Source organism: Pseudoalteromonas sp. APC 3358 (assembly GCF_030408075.1).
Lineage (GTDB): Bacteria > Pseudomonadota > Gammaproteobacteria > Enterobacterales > Alteromonadaceae > Pseudoalteromonas > Pseudoalteromonas arctica.
In genome coordinates, this window is record NZ_JASDCE010000002.1 from 26,018 (window position 1) to 41,174 (window position 15,157).

At 40.4% G+C, this 15,157-nt stretch carries 15 protein-coding genes; 6 read left to right on the forward strand and 9 right to left on the reverse strand.

Annotated features, from left to right (window positions below):
• Positions 1-84: 84 nt before the first annotated feature.
• The 3 genes from QL995_RS02735 to djlA are packed head-to-tail and all read left to right on the forward strand — an operon-like array spanning position 85 to position 2,637.
• Positions 85-1,086 (forward strand): phosphotransferase, encoded by a 1,002-nt coding sequence (locus tag QL995_RS02735; RefSeq protein ID WP_290292524.1) that lies wholly within the window; start codon positions 85-87, stop codon positions 1,084-1,086.
• The gene (gene murU / locus QL995_RS02740) at positions 1,083-1,739 is read left to right on the forward strand and encodes an N-acetylmuramate alpha-1-phosphate uridylyltransferase MurU (protein WP_290292527.1); all 657 of its coding nucleotides are present in this window, start codon (positions 1,083-1,085) and stop codon (positions 1,737-1,739) included. Before QL995_RS02735 ends, murU begins: the two co-directional genes overlap by 4 nt.
• 31 nt (positions 1,740-1,770) lie before the next feature.
• The gene (gene djlA, locus QL995_RS02745; protein WP_169044123.1) at positions 1,771-2,637 is read left to right on the forward strand and encodes a co-chaperone DjlA; all 867 of its coding nucleotides are present in this window, start codon (positions 1,771-1,773) and stop codon (positions 2,635-2,637) included.
• Here djlA and QL995_RS02750 read toward each other — a convergent pair.
• The 3 genes from QL995_RS02750 to rsuA form a co-directional block, all read right to left on the reverse strand.
• On the reverse strand, positions 2,620-3,570 hold the full coding sequence (locus tag QL995_RS02750; protein WP_290292531.1) for a DUF3530 family protein: 951 nt from the start codon (positions 3,568-3,570) through the stop codon (positions 2,620-2,622). The two genes, djlA and QL995_RS02750, sit on opposite strands and share 18 nt — an antisense overlap.
• Positions 3,571-3,651: 81 nt before the next feature.
• Complete coding sequence (gene rluA / locus QL995_RS02755) at positions 3,652-4,305, reverse strand: bifunctional tRNA pseudouridine(32) synthase/23S rRNA pseudouridine(746) synthase RluA (RefSeq protein WP_290292534.1); 654 nt, start codon at positions 4,303-4,305, stop codon at positions 3,652-3,654.
• 387 nt (positions 4,306-4,692) lie between these two features.
• The gene (rsuA, locus tag QL995_RS02760; RefSeq protein ID WP_290292536.1) at positions 4,693-5,391 is read right to left on the reverse strand and encodes a 16S rRNA pseudouridine(516) synthase RsuA; all 699 of its coding nucleotides are present in this window, start codon (positions 5,389-5,391) and stop codon (positions 4,693-4,695) included.
• Between the two features lie 59 nt (positions 5,392-5,450).
• Here rsuA and zapE point away from each other — a divergent pair, with 59 nt between their 5' ends.
• Positions 5,451-6,560, forward strand: coding sequence for a cell division protein ZapE (gene zapE, locus QL995_RS02765; protein WP_290292540.1), 1,110 nt, complete (start codon positions 5,451-5,453; stop codon positions 6,558-6,560).
• Between the two features lie 320 nt (positions 6,561-6,880).
• On the opposite strand, the gene QL995_RS02770 is transcribed toward zapE, so the two are convergent.
• Genes QL995_RS02770 through QL995_RS02795 form a run of 6 tightly spaced genes read right to left on the reverse strand, consistent with a single transcriptional unit; the run spans position 6,881 to position 11,866 of the window.
• Positions 6,881-8,308, reverse strand: coding sequence for a tetratricopeptide repeat protein (locus tag QL995_RS02770; RefSeq protein WP_290293412.1), 1,428 nt, complete (start codon positions 8,306-8,308; stop codon positions 6,881-6,883).
• A 19-nt stretch (positions 8,309-8,327) separates the two neighbouring features.
• The gene (locus QL995_RS02775; RefSeq protein WP_290292541.1) at positions 8,328-8,984 is read right to left on the reverse strand and encodes an energy transducer TonB; all 657 of its coding nucleotides are present in this window, start codon (positions 8,982-8,984) and stop codon (positions 8,328-8,330) included.
• 1 nt (position 8,985) lies between these two features.
• Positions 8,986-9,390, reverse strand: a complete 405-nt coding sequence (locus QL995_RS02780) for a biopolymer transporter ExbD (RefSeq protein ID WP_010555259.1) — start codon at positions 9,388-9,390, stop codon at positions 8,986-8,988.
• A 4-nt stretch (positions 9,391-9,394) separates the two neighbouring features.
• Positions 9,395-9,775 (reverse strand): MotA/TolQ/ExbB proton channel family protein, encoded by a 381-nt coding sequence (locus QL995_RS02785; protein WP_002960812.1) that lies wholly within the window; start codon positions 9,773-9,775, stop codon positions 9,395-9,397.
• On the reverse strand, positions 9,768-11,093 hold the full coding sequence (locus tag QL995_RS02790) for a MotA/TolQ/ExbB proton channel family protein (protein ID WP_290292544.1): 1,326 nt from the start codon (positions 11,091-11,093) through the stop codon (positions 9,768-9,770). Before QL995_RS02790 ends, QL995_RS02785 begins: the two co-directional genes overlap by 8 nt.
• Entirely contained in the window at positions 11,093-11,866 is a 774-nt protein-coding gene (locus QL995_RS02795) for a DUF3450 family protein (RefSeq protein ID WP_290292547.1), read from the reverse strand. Before QL995_RS02795 ends, QL995_RS02790 begins: the two co-directional genes overlap by 1 nt.
• A gap of 217 nt (positions 11,867-12,083) precedes the next feature.
• On the opposite strand from QL995_RS02795, the gene QL995_RS02800 reads away from it, so the two are divergent.
• Positions 12,084-14,264: a TonB-dependent siderophore receptor gene (locus QL995_RS02800; protein WP_290292550.1), complete on the forward strand. Its 2,181-nt coding sequence runs from the start codon at positions 12,084-12,086 to the stop codon at positions 14,262-14,264.
• A gap of 77 nt (positions 14,265-14,341) precedes the next feature.
• A complete protein-coding gene (locus QL995_RS02805; protein WP_170071664.1) occupies positions 14,342-15,022 on the forward strand; it encodes a Fe2+-dependent dioxygenase in 681 nt (226 codons plus the stop codon).
• The last annotated feature ends 135 nt before the right edge of the window (positions 15,023-15,157 follow it).

Genomic DNA, 15,157 nt, shown 5'->3' on the forward strand with positions numbered 1-15,157 from the left:
TATAATATACACATAATAAAGGAAAATAATGGCAATTACAGTAATTGACCTAATTAACTTAGTGAAAAATAGATATCTTATAAAATGACACGCTTTGAGAATTTACAACAATTTATAAACACACAGCTTAATGCCAAGTCGCATACTTTAAACGCGATCACGGGTGATGCTAGCTTTCGTCGCTATTACCGTTTAAATCACGATAATAAGCATTTAATAGTGATGGACTCAGATCCCAAAAAAGTGAATAACGAACCTTACATTTCGCTAAACCAGGTGTTTGTTGAGCAAGGTTTTTTACTTCCCACTATTATTGCAAGTGATGAAAAGCAGGGCTTTTTTATTCTTAGTGATTTAGGGAGTACGCACCTAGCTGACATGCTTGATGATGCAAACCGCACCGAGCACTATCAAGCATTAATTAGTTTAAGCGCTCAATGGGCTAAAACGCCGGCAGCTTCTGCTATGCAAGCGTACAACGAAGATTTTATAACACTAGAACTTGATATATTTAGCCAGTGGTTAGTGAATGACTTTATTAATGAGCCACTAAGCGCAGAGCAAAAAGTAATGTGGCAAACAAGTTCAGAGCTATTAATAAAGGCCATGCTTGAGCAGCCAACTGTTACCGTTCATCGCGATTACCATAGCCGTAATATTATGAACAGTAACGGCCAGTGGGCAATTATAGATTATCAAGATGCTGTACGCGGGCCGCTTTGCTACGATTTAGTCTCGCTACTACGCGATTGCTACTTTAAACTGCCTCAAAAAGAGTTAACAAGCTTGCTTGATTTTGCTTATCAGGAATTTACGGCTCAAAATTTACTGGCTAATACTTCATTTGGTGAGTTTAAATATTGGTTTGATTTAACTGGATTACAGCGCCACTTAAAAGCTGCGGGTATATTTTGTCGATTGTATTTACGCGATGGTAAAACAGGTTATTTAGATAATATTCTACCGACTCTTGATTACATTATTGAAGTAGCGGCAAATTACCCAGAGCTTAAAGCATTGAGTGAGTGGACAAAAAATACCATAGTGCCAAAAGTGACTGAAAAGTTGGCAAAGGAGCGCTCATGAAAGCGATGATTTTAGCTGCAGGGCGCGGACAACGTATGATGCCGCTTACGCAAAATATGCCAAAGCCAATGTTAAAAGTGGCCGAAAAGCCACTTATTGAGCACCATATAAATAATCTTAAAGCTGCCGGTATTACCGATATTGTAATAAACCTTGCGTGGCAAGGTGATAAAATAAAAGGCTACTTTAAAGATGGCAGCCAATTTGGCGTAAATATACTTTATAGCCAAGAAGTTGAAGGTGGCCTTGAAACTGCCGGCGGTATTATTGAAGCGTTACCGCTGTTGGGTGACTCGTTCATTGTAGTAAATGGCGATGTATACACCGACTACGATGTAAGTGCGCTAATGCAACTTCATTTACAACCCAGTGAGGCGCACATAGTGCTTATAGAAAACCCGCCACACAACCCAGATGGCGACTTTGCATTAAGCCATTTGTCGGCCGAGAGTCAAAAATATACATTTTCAGGGATTGGCCGGTATCAGGCTGATTTTTTTAAAGGATTAACGCAAGGTATTCGCCCTTTAGGGCCTATTTTACGTGAAAAGCTAAATGAACATTTAGTCTCTACTGAGCTCTATATAGGGCAGTGGGATGATATTGGTACACCAGAGCGTTTAAACCAATTAAACACGCGCCTTGAGGCGTAACAACTCAATTTTTAAGAAGGCAGTATTATAGATGTGGGGAAAAATTCTCGGTTTTTGTTTTGGCTTTATGTTTGGCAAAATATTTGGTGCCATTTTAGGTTTATACCTAGGTCATTTATTTGATAAAAGCTTAAAAAATAACTTTGATAAAGCAGGCGGCTTTTCTAGTTTATTTAGTGGTGACGATGTTCACGAGCGCCAAGCTTTATTCTTTTCAAGCTGCTTTGCTGTCATGGGGCACATTGCCAAGTCGAACGGTCGAGTCAGCGAAGTACATATAAAAGCGGCTAACTTGTTTATGGATGAAATGGGCTTAAAGGGCGAAGAACGCCGTGAAGCACAACATGCATTTCAGTCAGGTAAAGAGAGCGACTTTTCACTTAAAGAAACAGTACACGATTTTAAAGAACGCTTTGCTAAACGAAACGATCTAATACAGTTGTTTTTAGAAATACAAATTCAAATGGCGTTTTCTGATGGAGTGCTAGCCGAACAAGAAAAGCAATTATTAGCAGAAGTAAGTAAACAGCTAGGCATTTCTAAAACACACTTTGCATTTGTATTAAAGCGCTACCAAGCAGAGTTTAACTTTAGAAAGCAACAACAGCGCTTTAATCAACAGCAACAAAACCAAGGTCAAAGTAGTAGCTATCGTGAGGGTTCTGGCCACCATGTACCGCCAAATAATAATATGAACCGTGCGCAAGCATTGGCGTTATTAGGCTTAAATAGCGATGCAACGCAACGTGATATAAAAGTAGCGTACCGTAAACTTATGTCGCAACACCACCCTGATAAGTTAGTGTCGCAAGGCCTACCAAAGCACATGATGGAATTGGCTGTTAAAAAGAGCCAAGATATTCAAGCCGCTTATGAGTATTTAAAAAAGTCGGCGTAAAAAACCGTCTATTTCTTTTGTTAGGCGTGCGTGTTGATCGGGTTGATCGCGCAGGCCAAACAACTGGCGTTGGCGGTAATCAAATTTTGCATTTCGGTCAACCCAGCGCTGACGATTTTTAAGGCTCATTAAAATGTCTGTGCTGTCATTTGCATAGTAAATATCAAGTAAGGCGGGTGTAACAAGTGATGCTGTTTGGCTCAAGCTTTCGTTACGCTTTGTATTAGGTAAGTAACTACTTAAACTGATAAATGCCTCAACTCTCTCGTCCGGAAAATCTGCATAGTACTCCAATAACACACCTGCACTCGTGCCTTGTGCTATAACTACTATATTACTCGAATCTTCCATAGCGGTTTGATACAGCGCATTAAATCGAGAAATGAGATTTATTTTATAGTTATCAAGTATGTCGTCAGTTACTTTTTCAATTGCATTAACGTAATGAGGTGCTTCTTTTATTTTTGCAGGCTGCGATTGGGCGTTTTTTGCTGTGTCGGGTGATGCAAGTTCCTCGGCTTTACTAGAAGCAGCTTCGGTTTCGCTGGGCATTGCTTCGGCCATTTTACTTGCTTGCCAATCAATGTCGGGTACTGTCATTGCGTAGGTGCTGTAACCTAAATTATTAAGCTCTTTGCGCAAGTAGCTCATACCTGAATTATTGGTAGGTGAAGAATGCCAATCGGGTATAAGTATTACGATACCTCTAAAATTACTACTCATATACTCGCTGTAAAGGCTTAAAAATTCTGTTTCACCTGCCAATATAGGCTTTATTTCATCGCTTGGAAGTAGTCGCTCAATGTCGCTATTTTCAATGCTTGATAGATTAGGTGGGGCAATATGTTCAGCCGCGCTTATGGGGTTAGCTAAAAGTAGGGCACAGCTGAGCTGTATATAAAAAGCCCTTTTTAAAAACCGTGGAAATAGCATAACGCACCTAACTAATGACAATTAGTTAGGTATCGGCAAAGTTATCTAAAAGTTTAATAATTTACGAAGTATTTGAGCCAGTTAAAATTCAGGCTCGGCTTCAAAAGTAAGTACTTGCTCAGTGGTTGGGTGCTTCAACTGCAGCATTTGTGCATGTAATTGTAAGCGAGGAGCGGCAGCAAGTGCCTCTTTATGGGCGTAAAGTCTATCACCTAAAATAGGATGATCCAGACTTAACATATGCACACGTAGTTGATGCGAGCGACCAGTGATAGGGGTTAGCTCTACACGGGTTGCATTTTCTTCACGCTCAAGTATTTTAAAATGCGTAAGCGAAGGTTTACCTCTGTCGTGATCAACCATTTGCTTAGGGCGATTAGGCCAATCACAAATAAGGGGTAAATCTACTGATCCTGTTTCAGCTTCAAGTTGTCCGTATACACGTGCTATGTAACGTTTAGCTGTTTCGCGCTCTTGAAACTGCATACTTAAATGTCTGTGCGCGGCTTTATTCATGGCAAGGCACAGTATGCCAGAGGTGGCCATATCTAAGCGGTGTACTATTCGTGCTGTTGGAAAAACACGATTAACGCGATTAATTAAGCTGTCGGCATGTTTAGGATCTTTACCTGGAACAGTTAATAACTCACTTGGCTTATTAACGATAAGTAAGTCGTCATCTTGGAAAAGTATTGTTAAATACGGATTCATAGGGGGATTGTAGTTAACTAACACGGCCGACCTTAGTGATTTTGAAGAGCGCTATTTTAGTAGGGCAAGCCAACAGGCTCAAGTAAAAGTTTTGCTATATTGTTTTAGTTAGGGCGTGTTGAACGTTGGTGGTTGAATTTGCAGTAGTATGTTTGGTTTTTAGGCAAGGCAGAGCCTATGTAGTGTGGTTATTCCCCATAATTAGGCGATAACGCAGCATAAATGCCAAACATGCTCTGCCCTTTGGGTTCTTTCTAGGGGCGATTAACTCTTTGTTGCTCGATTTTTACTTAGCCCACTAGGTTACAAACCTCGCGCCGCGATTAAATCGCCCCTAGATTGAACAAATTTCAATCCACAAAGTTCAACACGCCCTAGTATATCCAAGCCTTAGGCTCCTTTAAAGCGCTTTTATAGCTTAATTTCTTGAGTTGTTAATAGTCGATATTCACCGCTAGCCAAGTTTTCATCTAGGGTAATTCCCGCAATCTGCTCGCGATGTAACTCAACTACTTTGTTGTCTACCGCGTAAAGCATACGCTTAACCTGATGATATTTACCTTCACTTATTGATAAACGCAGTCCGTAATTAGCAAGTCTCTCAGCTATAGCGGGGCGGGTTAAATCTTTTTCGTTATGCAGCATGACACCTGTTCGTAATTGCTCAAGTGCTTCATCGGTAATAGGCTCTTGAGTTTCGACTAGGTAGGTTTTAAATTTATTGCTTTTAGGTGACGTGATTTTATGTGACCAATCGCCATCATTAGTAATAATAACTAACCCTGTAGTATCTATATCAAGGCGACCTGCCACGTGAAAGTCGCTCATATTTGGCTCATCAAGTAAGTCAAAAACAGTTTTATGTAGCTCGTCACTGTTAGCACATACATAGCCAACAGGTTTATTTAGCATGTAATAGCGCTTACCTAAAAATACCAAAGGTGTACCTTGGTGCAGTACTTCATTTTGCTGGGCTAGCTGAAAATTATGTGATGTGATTACTTCGCCATTAACGCTTACTTCTTTTCGCTTTATACTAGCGCGGGCTTGCGTGCGCGGTATTTCAGCTAAGTGGCTAATAAATTTATCTAGGCGGCAAGGGAATTTCATTTTGGTTCACATTTTTAGTCGGCTACAATGGGCGCGATTATAGCCGATAGTGAAATACCATGACAGTGCACAGCACACAAATTTTAAGCCTTTACCAAGCAAAAATAGACACAGGTGAACTGTGTTTTGATGCTGCGCAGCAAAATGCAGTGGAAGCTTTAAATACGCTAAGCGAGCAACTTCAAGCTCACCCATCATGGTGGCAAAAAGCGCCCTTAATAAAGGGGGTTTATTTATATGGACCCGTAGGGCGAGGTAAATCTATGTTGATGGATTTATTTTATAAAAACCTACCTATTGAGCAAAAGCAGCGGCTGCATTTTCATCATTTTATAGCGCAAGTGCATGCCCAACTTACGCAGCTACAAGGTCAAAAAAATCCATTAACTCTGATTGCAAAACAGTGGGCTAAAAATATTCGAGTACTGTGTTTTGACGAATTTTTTGTGAGCGACATTGGCGATGCTATGGTTATGGCGAGATTGTTCAATGCATTGTTTGATCAAGGTGTTGTGCTGGTGGCTACATCGAACGCAAAGCCAGAGCAGCTTTATTACAACGGCCTGCAACGAGCGCGATTTTTACCTACTATCGATTTAATTAATAGTCACTGCCATATAATTAACGTGGCAGGCGAGGACGATCACCGCTTTAGATACGGTAAAAATAGTCGTCACTATTTTATTAATTTATCAAATCACGATTTTGAAAATGAGTTTTTAGTTTCTTATGCAGAGGTAACATATAGAAATACAATTAGTGTACATGGCCGCAATTTACCTTATTTATTTAAAGCCGATAACGCCTTGATGATTGATTTTATGGCGCTATGCTCAGGCCCGCGCAGTGCTAACGACTATATGTTTTTAGCAACGCAATTTGATGTGTTATATGTATCGAACGTGCCGCAAATGGGTGTTAAAGCAACGGGTAAAGTTATTGTTCACGGTATAGAAGATAGCTACCAACGCGAAAAACAAACGCTTGATGAGCACATCTTTGACGACGAAGCACGGCGCTTTATTGCCTTAGTAGATGAGTTTTACGATTGCCATAAATTGCTGGTAATAAATGCGCAAACCGACATTGAACATTTGTATAAAGGTAAAAAACTGAGCTTTGAATATGCACGCACGCAATCACGCATAGTCGAAATGCAAAATTGGTAACGCTTTATATATATTGTAGACGAGCTTGCTCACGTGAGAAGCGCAGCTCCCTCTAAACCTCATTGTGAATAAATAACTTAAAATCTTATTGCACAAAGAGAAGCAAAAGAGGAGTAAATGAGAAAACATAAAACAATAGTAATTATGTATTTTTACTTCTCTAAAGCGCAGCGCCCTCTAAACCTCTTTGTGAATAAATCACTTAAGATCTTATTGCACAAAGAGGAGTAAATGAGAAAACATTTAAGCATAGAAATTACGAGCTTTGCCCATCACGCCAGCAAGCTGTGTCTACAAGAAAGTTTAACCACGGCTTAAACTTACCCCTCTTGGCGCACTATATTCTCAAGGGCGCGAATATTAGTAATTAAGTCTTGGCGTTGTGGGTTAGCTTGTAATGCTTTTCTAAGATGCTTTAGCGCGCTCGAGTAGTCTTTAGAATCAATCGCTATTTGCGATAACCCAAGCCATGCCGATAGTTGATAATCAGGTAGGGCTTGTGCACGAACATACATAAGTTTAGCTTGGGTAAGCTGATTTTTACTGCGATAAATACTCGCTAAACTAAGTAGGGCATCACCTAAATTCGGGCTTATTTTAAGTGCGTTATTTAAGCTTTTAAGAGCGCGCGTAGTATTACCTTGCTGCATAGCAAGTTGTGCACTGTATACAGAAAATTGAGCTTGTTCATCAAGGGGTAGCTGCTTAGTTAATCTTTTTGCGCTGCCTATTAGATCTTTAGCTAAATTCCATTTTTGCTCCGATACAAGCCAGCCTAGCGTTTGCATCGTGGTATTAATAACCTCAATTTGCTGTTTTTTATTTGCGTGTGTTAAACCTTGCTTTAATAAACTAACAGCGCGTTCAGTGCTGCCTTCACTTAAATGCAACTGGGCAGCTAAAAGCTGGTTGCTGGTATCTTTAGGATTGAGTTTTAAGGCCACTTCAATAGCAGCAAGCGCCTGCTTTTTGTGATCAAGCTGTAATGCTATTTGTGCACGTTGTAGCCAAAGTTCAGCTTTATCAGGGCTTTTATTAAGTAATTCTTTTAATAATGCATTTGCCTGATTTAAGTCACCCGATTCAATTAGCGCAAACAATAGCCCTTGTTGGTATTGGCTTGTTTCTGGCGCTAGCATAAGCGCTTGGCGGTACGCCGCTACTGCGCTCCAAGGTTGGCTATGCTGCACGTGTATATAAGCAAGTTGCGCATAACTTTGTGCATCAGCTTGGCCAAGTTCAATACTGTGAACTAGGTGCGTTTGCGCTTTGTCATACTTTGCTTGTTGCATGTATAAAAGGCTCAAACCTTGATGTGCTTTTACTAAATCAGGTGAGGCTTTTAAACACGCTAAGTAAGCTAGTTCAGCGTTATTAAAGTCTTTTGTTGAAAGCAGTACTTGTGCACGTAATAAGTTTAAAGCGGTGCTATCTTGATTTATATCGCGGCCTTTAAATAACGCCGCAACTTCACTGTAATTACCGGCTTGTAATAGTGGTTGTACTTGGCGAGCAAAACCGCGCTCGGTCGGCTCAATAAGAACTTCTGTAGGACCCAGTAATTTATTATTTATAGCTAACTGCCATGTTGGATCGCTAGGCGATAAAGTTACTTTTAGTGGCGCACTTTTTAATGGTGTACTCACGGCGCTTGCATGCACGCTACTTACACCTAATAAAGGGAGTGAGCACATTAAAGTAGTGATAACTGCGCGAGTTAATGGTTTTAGCGTTTTAATTACATTCATGTTTTTCATTTTAATAGGCTTAAGGTTTAAATTCGATTGGCCAAATAAAGCGAGCGCGTACGGTTTCACCCTCTTTTTTAGGTGCACTAAAGCGGCTTTGTTTAATAATTTTGTCGATAGCTGGTTTAAGTTCAGGGTATGGATTTTGTACTACCTCAATTAAACTTAACTTGCCACTTTCATCAATAAATACATCGAGTTTTACAGTAAATACATCAACACCTCGACGGGTTAAGCTTTTTGGTAAAACGGCCTTAACAGGAGTAAGCAAAGTTGGGAGACCATCGAGTTGATTTAGACTAAATGCATCCCAATTTACACTCATTGATTGCCATTGTGGCGCGTTTACTTTTACGTTGGGTGTATCGGGTTTTACAATACTTAAATTGCTGGTGATCTTAATTTTTACGGCTTGAATAGACGCGCCTGCACCTTCTACCGCTAAGCTCTGCATTGGCTCACTTGTTTGCTGTTGCGATATTGATGGTGGAGGAGGTGGTGGCAGTGCCACCATGGCAATTTCGCGCACAACTACTTTGTCTTTTATATGATGCTCTGCAAGTTGCCCAAGCCATAAAAGTAGTAATGCAGCACTAAGTACAATTAAGCTAAGGCCAAACGCAAAAAGTGGATGGCGATTGTTTTTTGTTTTTTGAAACGAGTCAATCGTGTGCATATTATTGCTTGGTCGCTAAGTTAACTTGCGCCGCGCCTGCCAGCTTTGCTTCGTCAATTACTTGAACAAGTAACTCAGTAGGTACTGTTTTATCAGCTTGAATAACTACAGGGCGTTGTTGCTGTTTTAACATTTGTTCGACACTACTACGTACACCAGCCACACCAATTTGGCTACCATCAAAGAATACTTGTTGAGAGTCGGTTATTGCTAAAAATATAACTTGCTGCTCAAGGCGGCTGGCCGATACGGCTTGTGGTTTATCAACTTCAACGCCGCTTTCGCGTACAAATACGGTTGTAACAATAAAAAATATTAGCAATATAAATACCACATCAAGTAGCGGCGACATATCAATATGTTGCCCCGCTTCTTGCTCTAGCTTGTGCTTTAAACGTGATTGCATAGTGTTACCCTAACTGCTTACTTAATGTATGTAATTTAGGATTACGCTGCGAATACGCTAAATACGCTTGCATTAACCACGCAGGAATAGCGCACACAAGGCCCAGTTGAGTTGTTAGTAATGCATCACCAATGGCGTCACTCATTAACTCGTTATGGCCCAGCGCCATTACTTTAAATGTATCAAGCAAACCAACAATGGTACCTAATAAACCAAGTAGCGGAAGCGCTGCTGTTAAAATAGAGCTAACCTCTTGCCAGTAACCTTTGCGCTGCGCTTGGTATTGTTTAAGGTGTAGTAAGTCATGAAAAATCAGCTGGTATACAAATAAAGCGAGTAAAAGAATACACCAGCAAATAGGGTTACTAACGATTTTCTCAAACATTGGTTTCTCCTTTTTCTAGTTGACTAAGCTGTAATGCAAAGCCTTCTAGTTGGCTGTAATACGCTTTTGCTTTACGCGATAGCAGTGCATTTAATACCAGAGCAGGGATGGCAACGACTAAACCCAATTCAGTTGTTATAAGGGCTTGTGCAATACCACCCGATACAACTTCTGGGTCGCCTGAGCCAAACAAGGTCATCATTTTAAATGTTTCGATCATGCCGCTAACAGTACCTAACAAGCCAAGTAGTGGAGCTACTGCAGCTGTAACGGCAATAGCGCCAATAAAGTTATCGAGTTTATGCTTATCGTGAATTAATTGATTAAATAATTGATCGTCTCGTATTTGGCCTTTTTCGCTTTGCAGCGTTAAGTTAAATAACTGCTGCTGCATGCCTGCAAATTCACTGCTATTTTCAGCTTTAAAAAATTGCTGTAATTGCATTTGAGAGTGCATTTTAATTTTACTTAAACGCAGTAGTTGTGCGGCTTTTAATAGCGCAATAGTTAGTGCAAAGCAGGCAAACAAAATAATAGGGATAGCCCATAAGCCGCCTTTTTCTAAGTGTTCAAGCGGACTTTCTTGTTGAGCTTGGCTCGTGACTAAGTGCGTTAAACTAGGATCAAAAGTAAGTAATGTTGAGCCTGCACCGTTTTGATTTAAAGTATTGTCGAGTGGGTTATCGTCACTTGTTGATTGCACTAACGCTACTTTTAGCGCATTAGATTCATCATCTAAATTTAATAAGCCCATAAGTTTAGGTGTTTGCGTACTAAACCATGCAACAGGGCCTACTTGAAGAGTACTAGCTTGGCTTAATTCGCCATTACTGAGCACAATCGATTGCTTATTAAAGTGTGGGTAAAGTGCCTGTTCTTGATTATTAATTTGCGATATAACGCGGTTTAATAACTCGTTTTGATTATTAGTCGATTCGTTACTGCTAGCACTGTTGCTGGTATTTTGGCGCACAAAACGGCTAAGTAAGTTTAATTGATATTGCTGCTGCTGTTGCCAAGTGTCTAATCGGGTTTGTAACTGATCGAGGCTTAACGTATTTTCGTCAGCTAGGCGGCGATTAACGGCTGCTTGCGCGCGTAATTTACTGAGCGATTGCTGCTTGGTAAAAATTTGCTTTGCAAGGGTAGCTTGCTCTTTTGAAATACTATTTTGAGTTTTATTTAGAGTACGTTGCGCTGTTTTAATATCACTTAAAATACTTTGTTTAGCATCATCACTGCTAGCTGCAAAAGAAATATTTGCACTAAAAAGTAACACTGTGGCGCTAAATGCTGCAATTATGCTGTTAGTAGCCATTATTTAGCCCCTTGCTGGTTTTTATTTACATAACTTAATATTGGGAGTGTTACCCAATCAGCAGCGCGTTTTTTTTGCTGTACAGCAATACCCAGTGCAACTTGCTCAGCATTAATACTTGGGTCAAATTCCCACTGCCAACCTAAGTCACTTGGAAAACCAATACCTACGTAACTTAAATCTTCACTTACAAACCATGCTTGAGCTGCACCTAAGTAAAGCTGCTTTACCCACACTTCTTGCCCGTCAGGGTGTTTAATAGCCATTTCGTGAATTGAAATACGTTGTTGAAAATCATTAAGTAGGGTCAGCATTTTTAGCGCTGTTTGTAATTTGTCAGTTGTACTGAGTTGTGAGTCGGTTAAATCACCAGTGTTTTTCCAACTACTTAAAAGTGGCGGGGGTAATTGCACTTGTAATGAAAGTAATTGCCCAGAAATACGTGCTAGTTGGTCGTTCAATTGCTGTTGATCATTTTCAAGTTCTGATTGCTGAGTAACAAGCTGTTCGCGTTTTTGGGCAAGCTCACTGGTGCTTTTTTTTCTTCGCTGATTAAGCTCGCTAAGTTGCTGCTGCTCAGCATTTAGAAGCGTTAAGGTTTGCTTCATGCTGCTTTTTTGTTCAAGCCAATGAGTGTTTAATTCTGTGTTTTGATTTTCTATTTGTAGCCATTTATTAACGAGTTGTTCTAGCTCACTAACAGTGTCGGCTTTTACTGCCATGGTGCTACAAAGCGCGATAACTACGCTAATTGGTTTAATTAAGCTTCGCATTACTTAACAACAATCCTGAAAGTTACGACAAGTAATTACAAGGACGTAATTACTGTTAATTTTTGAGTGTGTATACAATATAGGAATTTACATAGCAATGCAATTGATAACAGTTATCGTTTACATTGCGTTGTTTGGGTGGTAGGATTTCGCCGAAATTAAATATGTACCTTAAATTAACAATAGTTAAGTGCTTAATAAAAACTACGGAGTAACCATGAGTAAGCCATCGAATAAAGGAAATGCGTACGTGAAGCCAATTGCAGCGGTTGTTACAGCTACGCTTTCAACTTGGGCAAGTGCACAGGATGTTCAAGAACTATCGGTAACCAAAGCAGAAACTAAAACTGAGTCTAGCTATGTTGTAGAAAAATCAACGTCGCATAAATACACTCAACCGCTACTCGATACAGCTAAAACTGTAACGGTAATTAACCAAGCGGTAATGAAAGATAGAAACGTAGATAGCTTGCGTGATGCTTTGCGTAATGTTTCAGGTATTTCTTTAGCAGCAGGTGAGGGTGGTTCACCTACTGGCGATAGCATGTCGATTCGTGGTTTTAGTGCTACAAATGATATTTTTGTAGATGGTATTCGCGATGTTGCAGGTTATACACGTGATATTTACAACATTGAAGCCGTTGAAGTTGCAAAAGGCCCAGGCTCAGCAGTTTCTGGTCGTGGCGCAACAGGTGGTAGTGTTAATTTAGAAAGTAAAAAGGCGAGGTTAGACAACTTTAACGACGTTTCGCTACGTTTAGGCACAGAAAACGATTACCGTGGTCGTTTTGATACTAACATTCAAGTAAACGACACAAGCGCACTACGTATAAACCTTCTTACTGATAAAGGTGATGTTGCAGGTCGTGACCATATTGAAAACGAAACAAATGCTGTTGCGTTTGCATTTGCAACAGGGCTTGGTACAAACAGCCGTTTTGATTTAAACCTAGAGTATCAGCGCCAAGACAATTTACCAGATTACGGTATTCCTTGGGTTTACAGTGATACGCCAGTAGCTGAACTTGCAGATAGCGCGCGCTCACCTTCTCCTGTCGATTTTGATAACTTTTACGGTAATATTTACCGTGATTATGAAGATATTGAAGCCTACTCAACGACAGCTCGTTATGAGTATGATTTTTCTCAAAATACTACGTTACGTGTGCAAGGTCGTTTAGGTAAAGTTAAACGTGAATCAGTAACAACTGCACCGCGTTATTTCTCGGTTACAACAGATACTGACATTACCTTTGCAGATGAAAAAACACGTGATACAGAAAATTCACTTGCTGCACTTCAAGTTGATTTAATTGGTAACTATGAATTTGCTGGCTTTACTCACGATGTTGTAGTGGGTGTTGAACTTGCAAACGAAACGTTTACACGTCATAACTTTGTTGCAACTACACCTGATAACCTAATTGAAGATGGAATACGCAACGACTTATACAATCCTGATGCAACAATTGCATTTACGGGTGTGTATGGCCGTGACGGTACAAGCATTGAAGCTAAAGCTAAAAACCAAGCTATTTATGCATTTGATACAGTGACACTTAACAAGCAGTGGGAAGTTACAGGCGGAATTCGCTTTGATAGCTTCACTACGGATTATCACAACGATTACAATGACCCAAGCGCTTTAATTTCTACAAGTGACGACTTATTTAGCTGGAATGCAGCTGTAGTTTATAAACCTACAGAGAACGGCAGTGTATATTTAGGCGCAGGTAATTCATTCAATCCATCAGCGGAAAGCCTAACGGTATCTACGCGTTCAAATGCAGCTGATTTAGACGCAGAAGAAAGCCGCAGTTATGAATTAGGAACTAAATGGAGCCTAATGGATGGTCGCCTGCAAACTAATGCTGCACTTTTCCGTACTGAAAAAACCAATGCCCGTACTGATGACCCATTTGCAGATAGCTCAAGTGATGAAATACTCGGTGGTGAACAGCGCGTACAAGGCTTAGAGCTTTCAGCAACTGGCCTAATTACTAAAGAGTGGACTGTAATTGCTTCATACACTTACCAAGATAGCGAAGTAACTAAAGCATTAGGCGACGACGCAACTCAAATTGGTAACGAGCTTGCACGTACACCTAAAAATAGCGCAAGTGTTTGGACTACATACGATATGTCGGATAAGTTATCGTTTGGTTTAGGTGCGCAATATGTAGGTGAGCGTTACAACGGCACTACGTCAACACGCTCTCGTGCGCCAGGTTATACTATTTTTGACCTGATGGTTGCATATGACATATCAAAAGATTTGAGCCTGCAGTTTAATGGTGAAAACTTAGGTGATAAAGATTACGTTGATCAGTTAGGTGGTGGACACTTTGTACCGGGTGATGGTCGTAAGTTTAGCTTAACAGCGAGCTACTCTTTCTAAGAGTAAAATAAGTATGGCATAAAAGGGCAGAGTTAACTCTGCCCTTAATTATTTGATGAAAATGTGAGAGGGCGCACATGCTAGTTAAAATTCCAGAGCTATTAACGAAAGAAGAAGTGGCGTATTGCCATGAGGTTTTGCTTAAAGCCCAGTGGGCCGATGGCAGTATTACCGCAGGTCATCAATCAACCAAAGCAAAAAATAACTTACAGCTACCTGAAAATAGTCCTGAATGCCAAGAGCTTGGCGACATTATTATGGCAGCACTTGCGCGCAGTAACTTGTTTATGTCGGCTGCACTTCCTGCAAAAATTTTCCCTCCGCTTTTTAACTGTTATCAAGGTGGGCAATCGTTTGGTGTGCATGTAGATAATGCGATTAGACAAGTGCCGGGTACGCCAGTAAAAATTCGTACAGATGTATCAATGACGTTATTTATTAATGACCCCGAAGACTACGAGGGCGGTGAACTTGTTATTGAAGACACTTATGGCTCGCATAGCGTAAAGCTGCCAGCAGGCAGTATGGTGTTGTACCCTTCAACGAGTTTACATCGTGTAATGCCTGTAACGAGTGGGCGTAGATTAGCCTCATTTTTTTGGTTACAGAGCATGGTAAACAGCGACGAAAAACGTGGTTTACTCTTTGATTTAGATATGTCGATTCAAAGTTTGCGCAGCAAAGTAGAAGATAGCCAAGAGATTATTCAGTTGACGGGTGTGTACCATAACTTGCTAAGACAGTGGGCGCAGACATAACGAAGATGCTCTTTATTAAATATTGGATATAAGTAATTAAATAGAAGTAATTAAAAGCTGCGCTTTTCGCGTGAGCAAGCTCTACTCCTACGACGCAGCCACAAATTGAATTCGGTATTTAAGATACTCGGTATG

Excerpts from the sequence above, each read along its gene's own strand:
- QL995_RS02805 (WP_170071664.1), top strand. The coding sequence starts at position 14,342 with ATGCTAGTTAAAATTCCAGAGCTATTAACGAAAGAAGAAGTGGCGTAT.
- murU (WP_290292527.1), top strand. The coding sequence starts at position 1,083 with ATGAAAGCGATGATTTTAGCTGCAGGGCGCGGACAACGTATGATGCCG.
- rsuA (WP_290292536.1), bottom strand. The coding sequence starts at position 5,391 with ATGAAATTCCCTTGCCGCCTAGATAAATTTATTAGCCACTTAGCTGAA.
- QL995_RS02750 (WP_290292531.1), bottom strand. The coding sequence starts at position 3,570 with ATGCTATTTCCACGGTTTTTAAAAAGGGCTTTTTATATACAGCTCAGC.
- QL995_RS02795 (WP_290292547.1), bottom strand. The coding sequence starts at position 11,866 with ATGCGAAGCTTAATTAAACCAATTAGCGTAGTTATCGCGCTTTGTAGC.
- QL995_RS02785 (WP_002960812.1), bottom strand. The coding sequence starts at position 9,775 with ATGTTTGAGAAAATCGTTAGTAACCCTATTTGCTGGTGTATTCTTTTA.
- djlA (WP_169044123.1), top strand. The coding sequence starts at position 1,771 with ATGTGGGGAAAAATTCTCGGTTTTTGTTTTGGCTTTATGTTTGGCAAA.
- zapE (WP_290292540.1), top strand. The coding sequence starts at position 5,451 with ATGACAGTGCACAGCACACAAATTTTAAGCCTTTACCAAGCAAAAATA.
- QL995_RS02775 (WP_290292541.1), bottom strand. The coding sequence starts at position 8,984 with ATGCACACGATTGACTCGTTTCAAAAAACAAAAAACAATCGCCATCCA.
- QL995_RS02800 (WP_290292550.1), top strand. The coding sequence starts at position 12,084 with ATGAGTAAGCCATCGAATAAAGGAAATGCGTACGTGAAGCCAATTGCA.
- QL995_RS02735 (WP_290292524.1), top strand. The coding sequence starts at position 85 with ATGACACGCTTTGAGAATTTACAACAATTTATAAACACACAGCTTAAT.
- QL995_RS02770 (WP_290293412.1), bottom strand. The coding sequence starts at position 8,308 with ATGAATGTAATTAAAACGCTAAAACCATTAACTCGCGCAGTTATCACT.
- QL995_RS02780 (WP_010555259.1), bottom strand. The coding sequence starts at position 9,390 with ATGCAATCACGTTTAAAGCACAAGCTAGAGCAAGAAGCGGGGCAACAT.
- QL995_RS02790 (WP_290292544.1), bottom strand. The coding sequence starts at position 11,093 with ATGGCTACTAACAGCATAATTGCAGCATTTAGCGCCACAGTGTTACTT.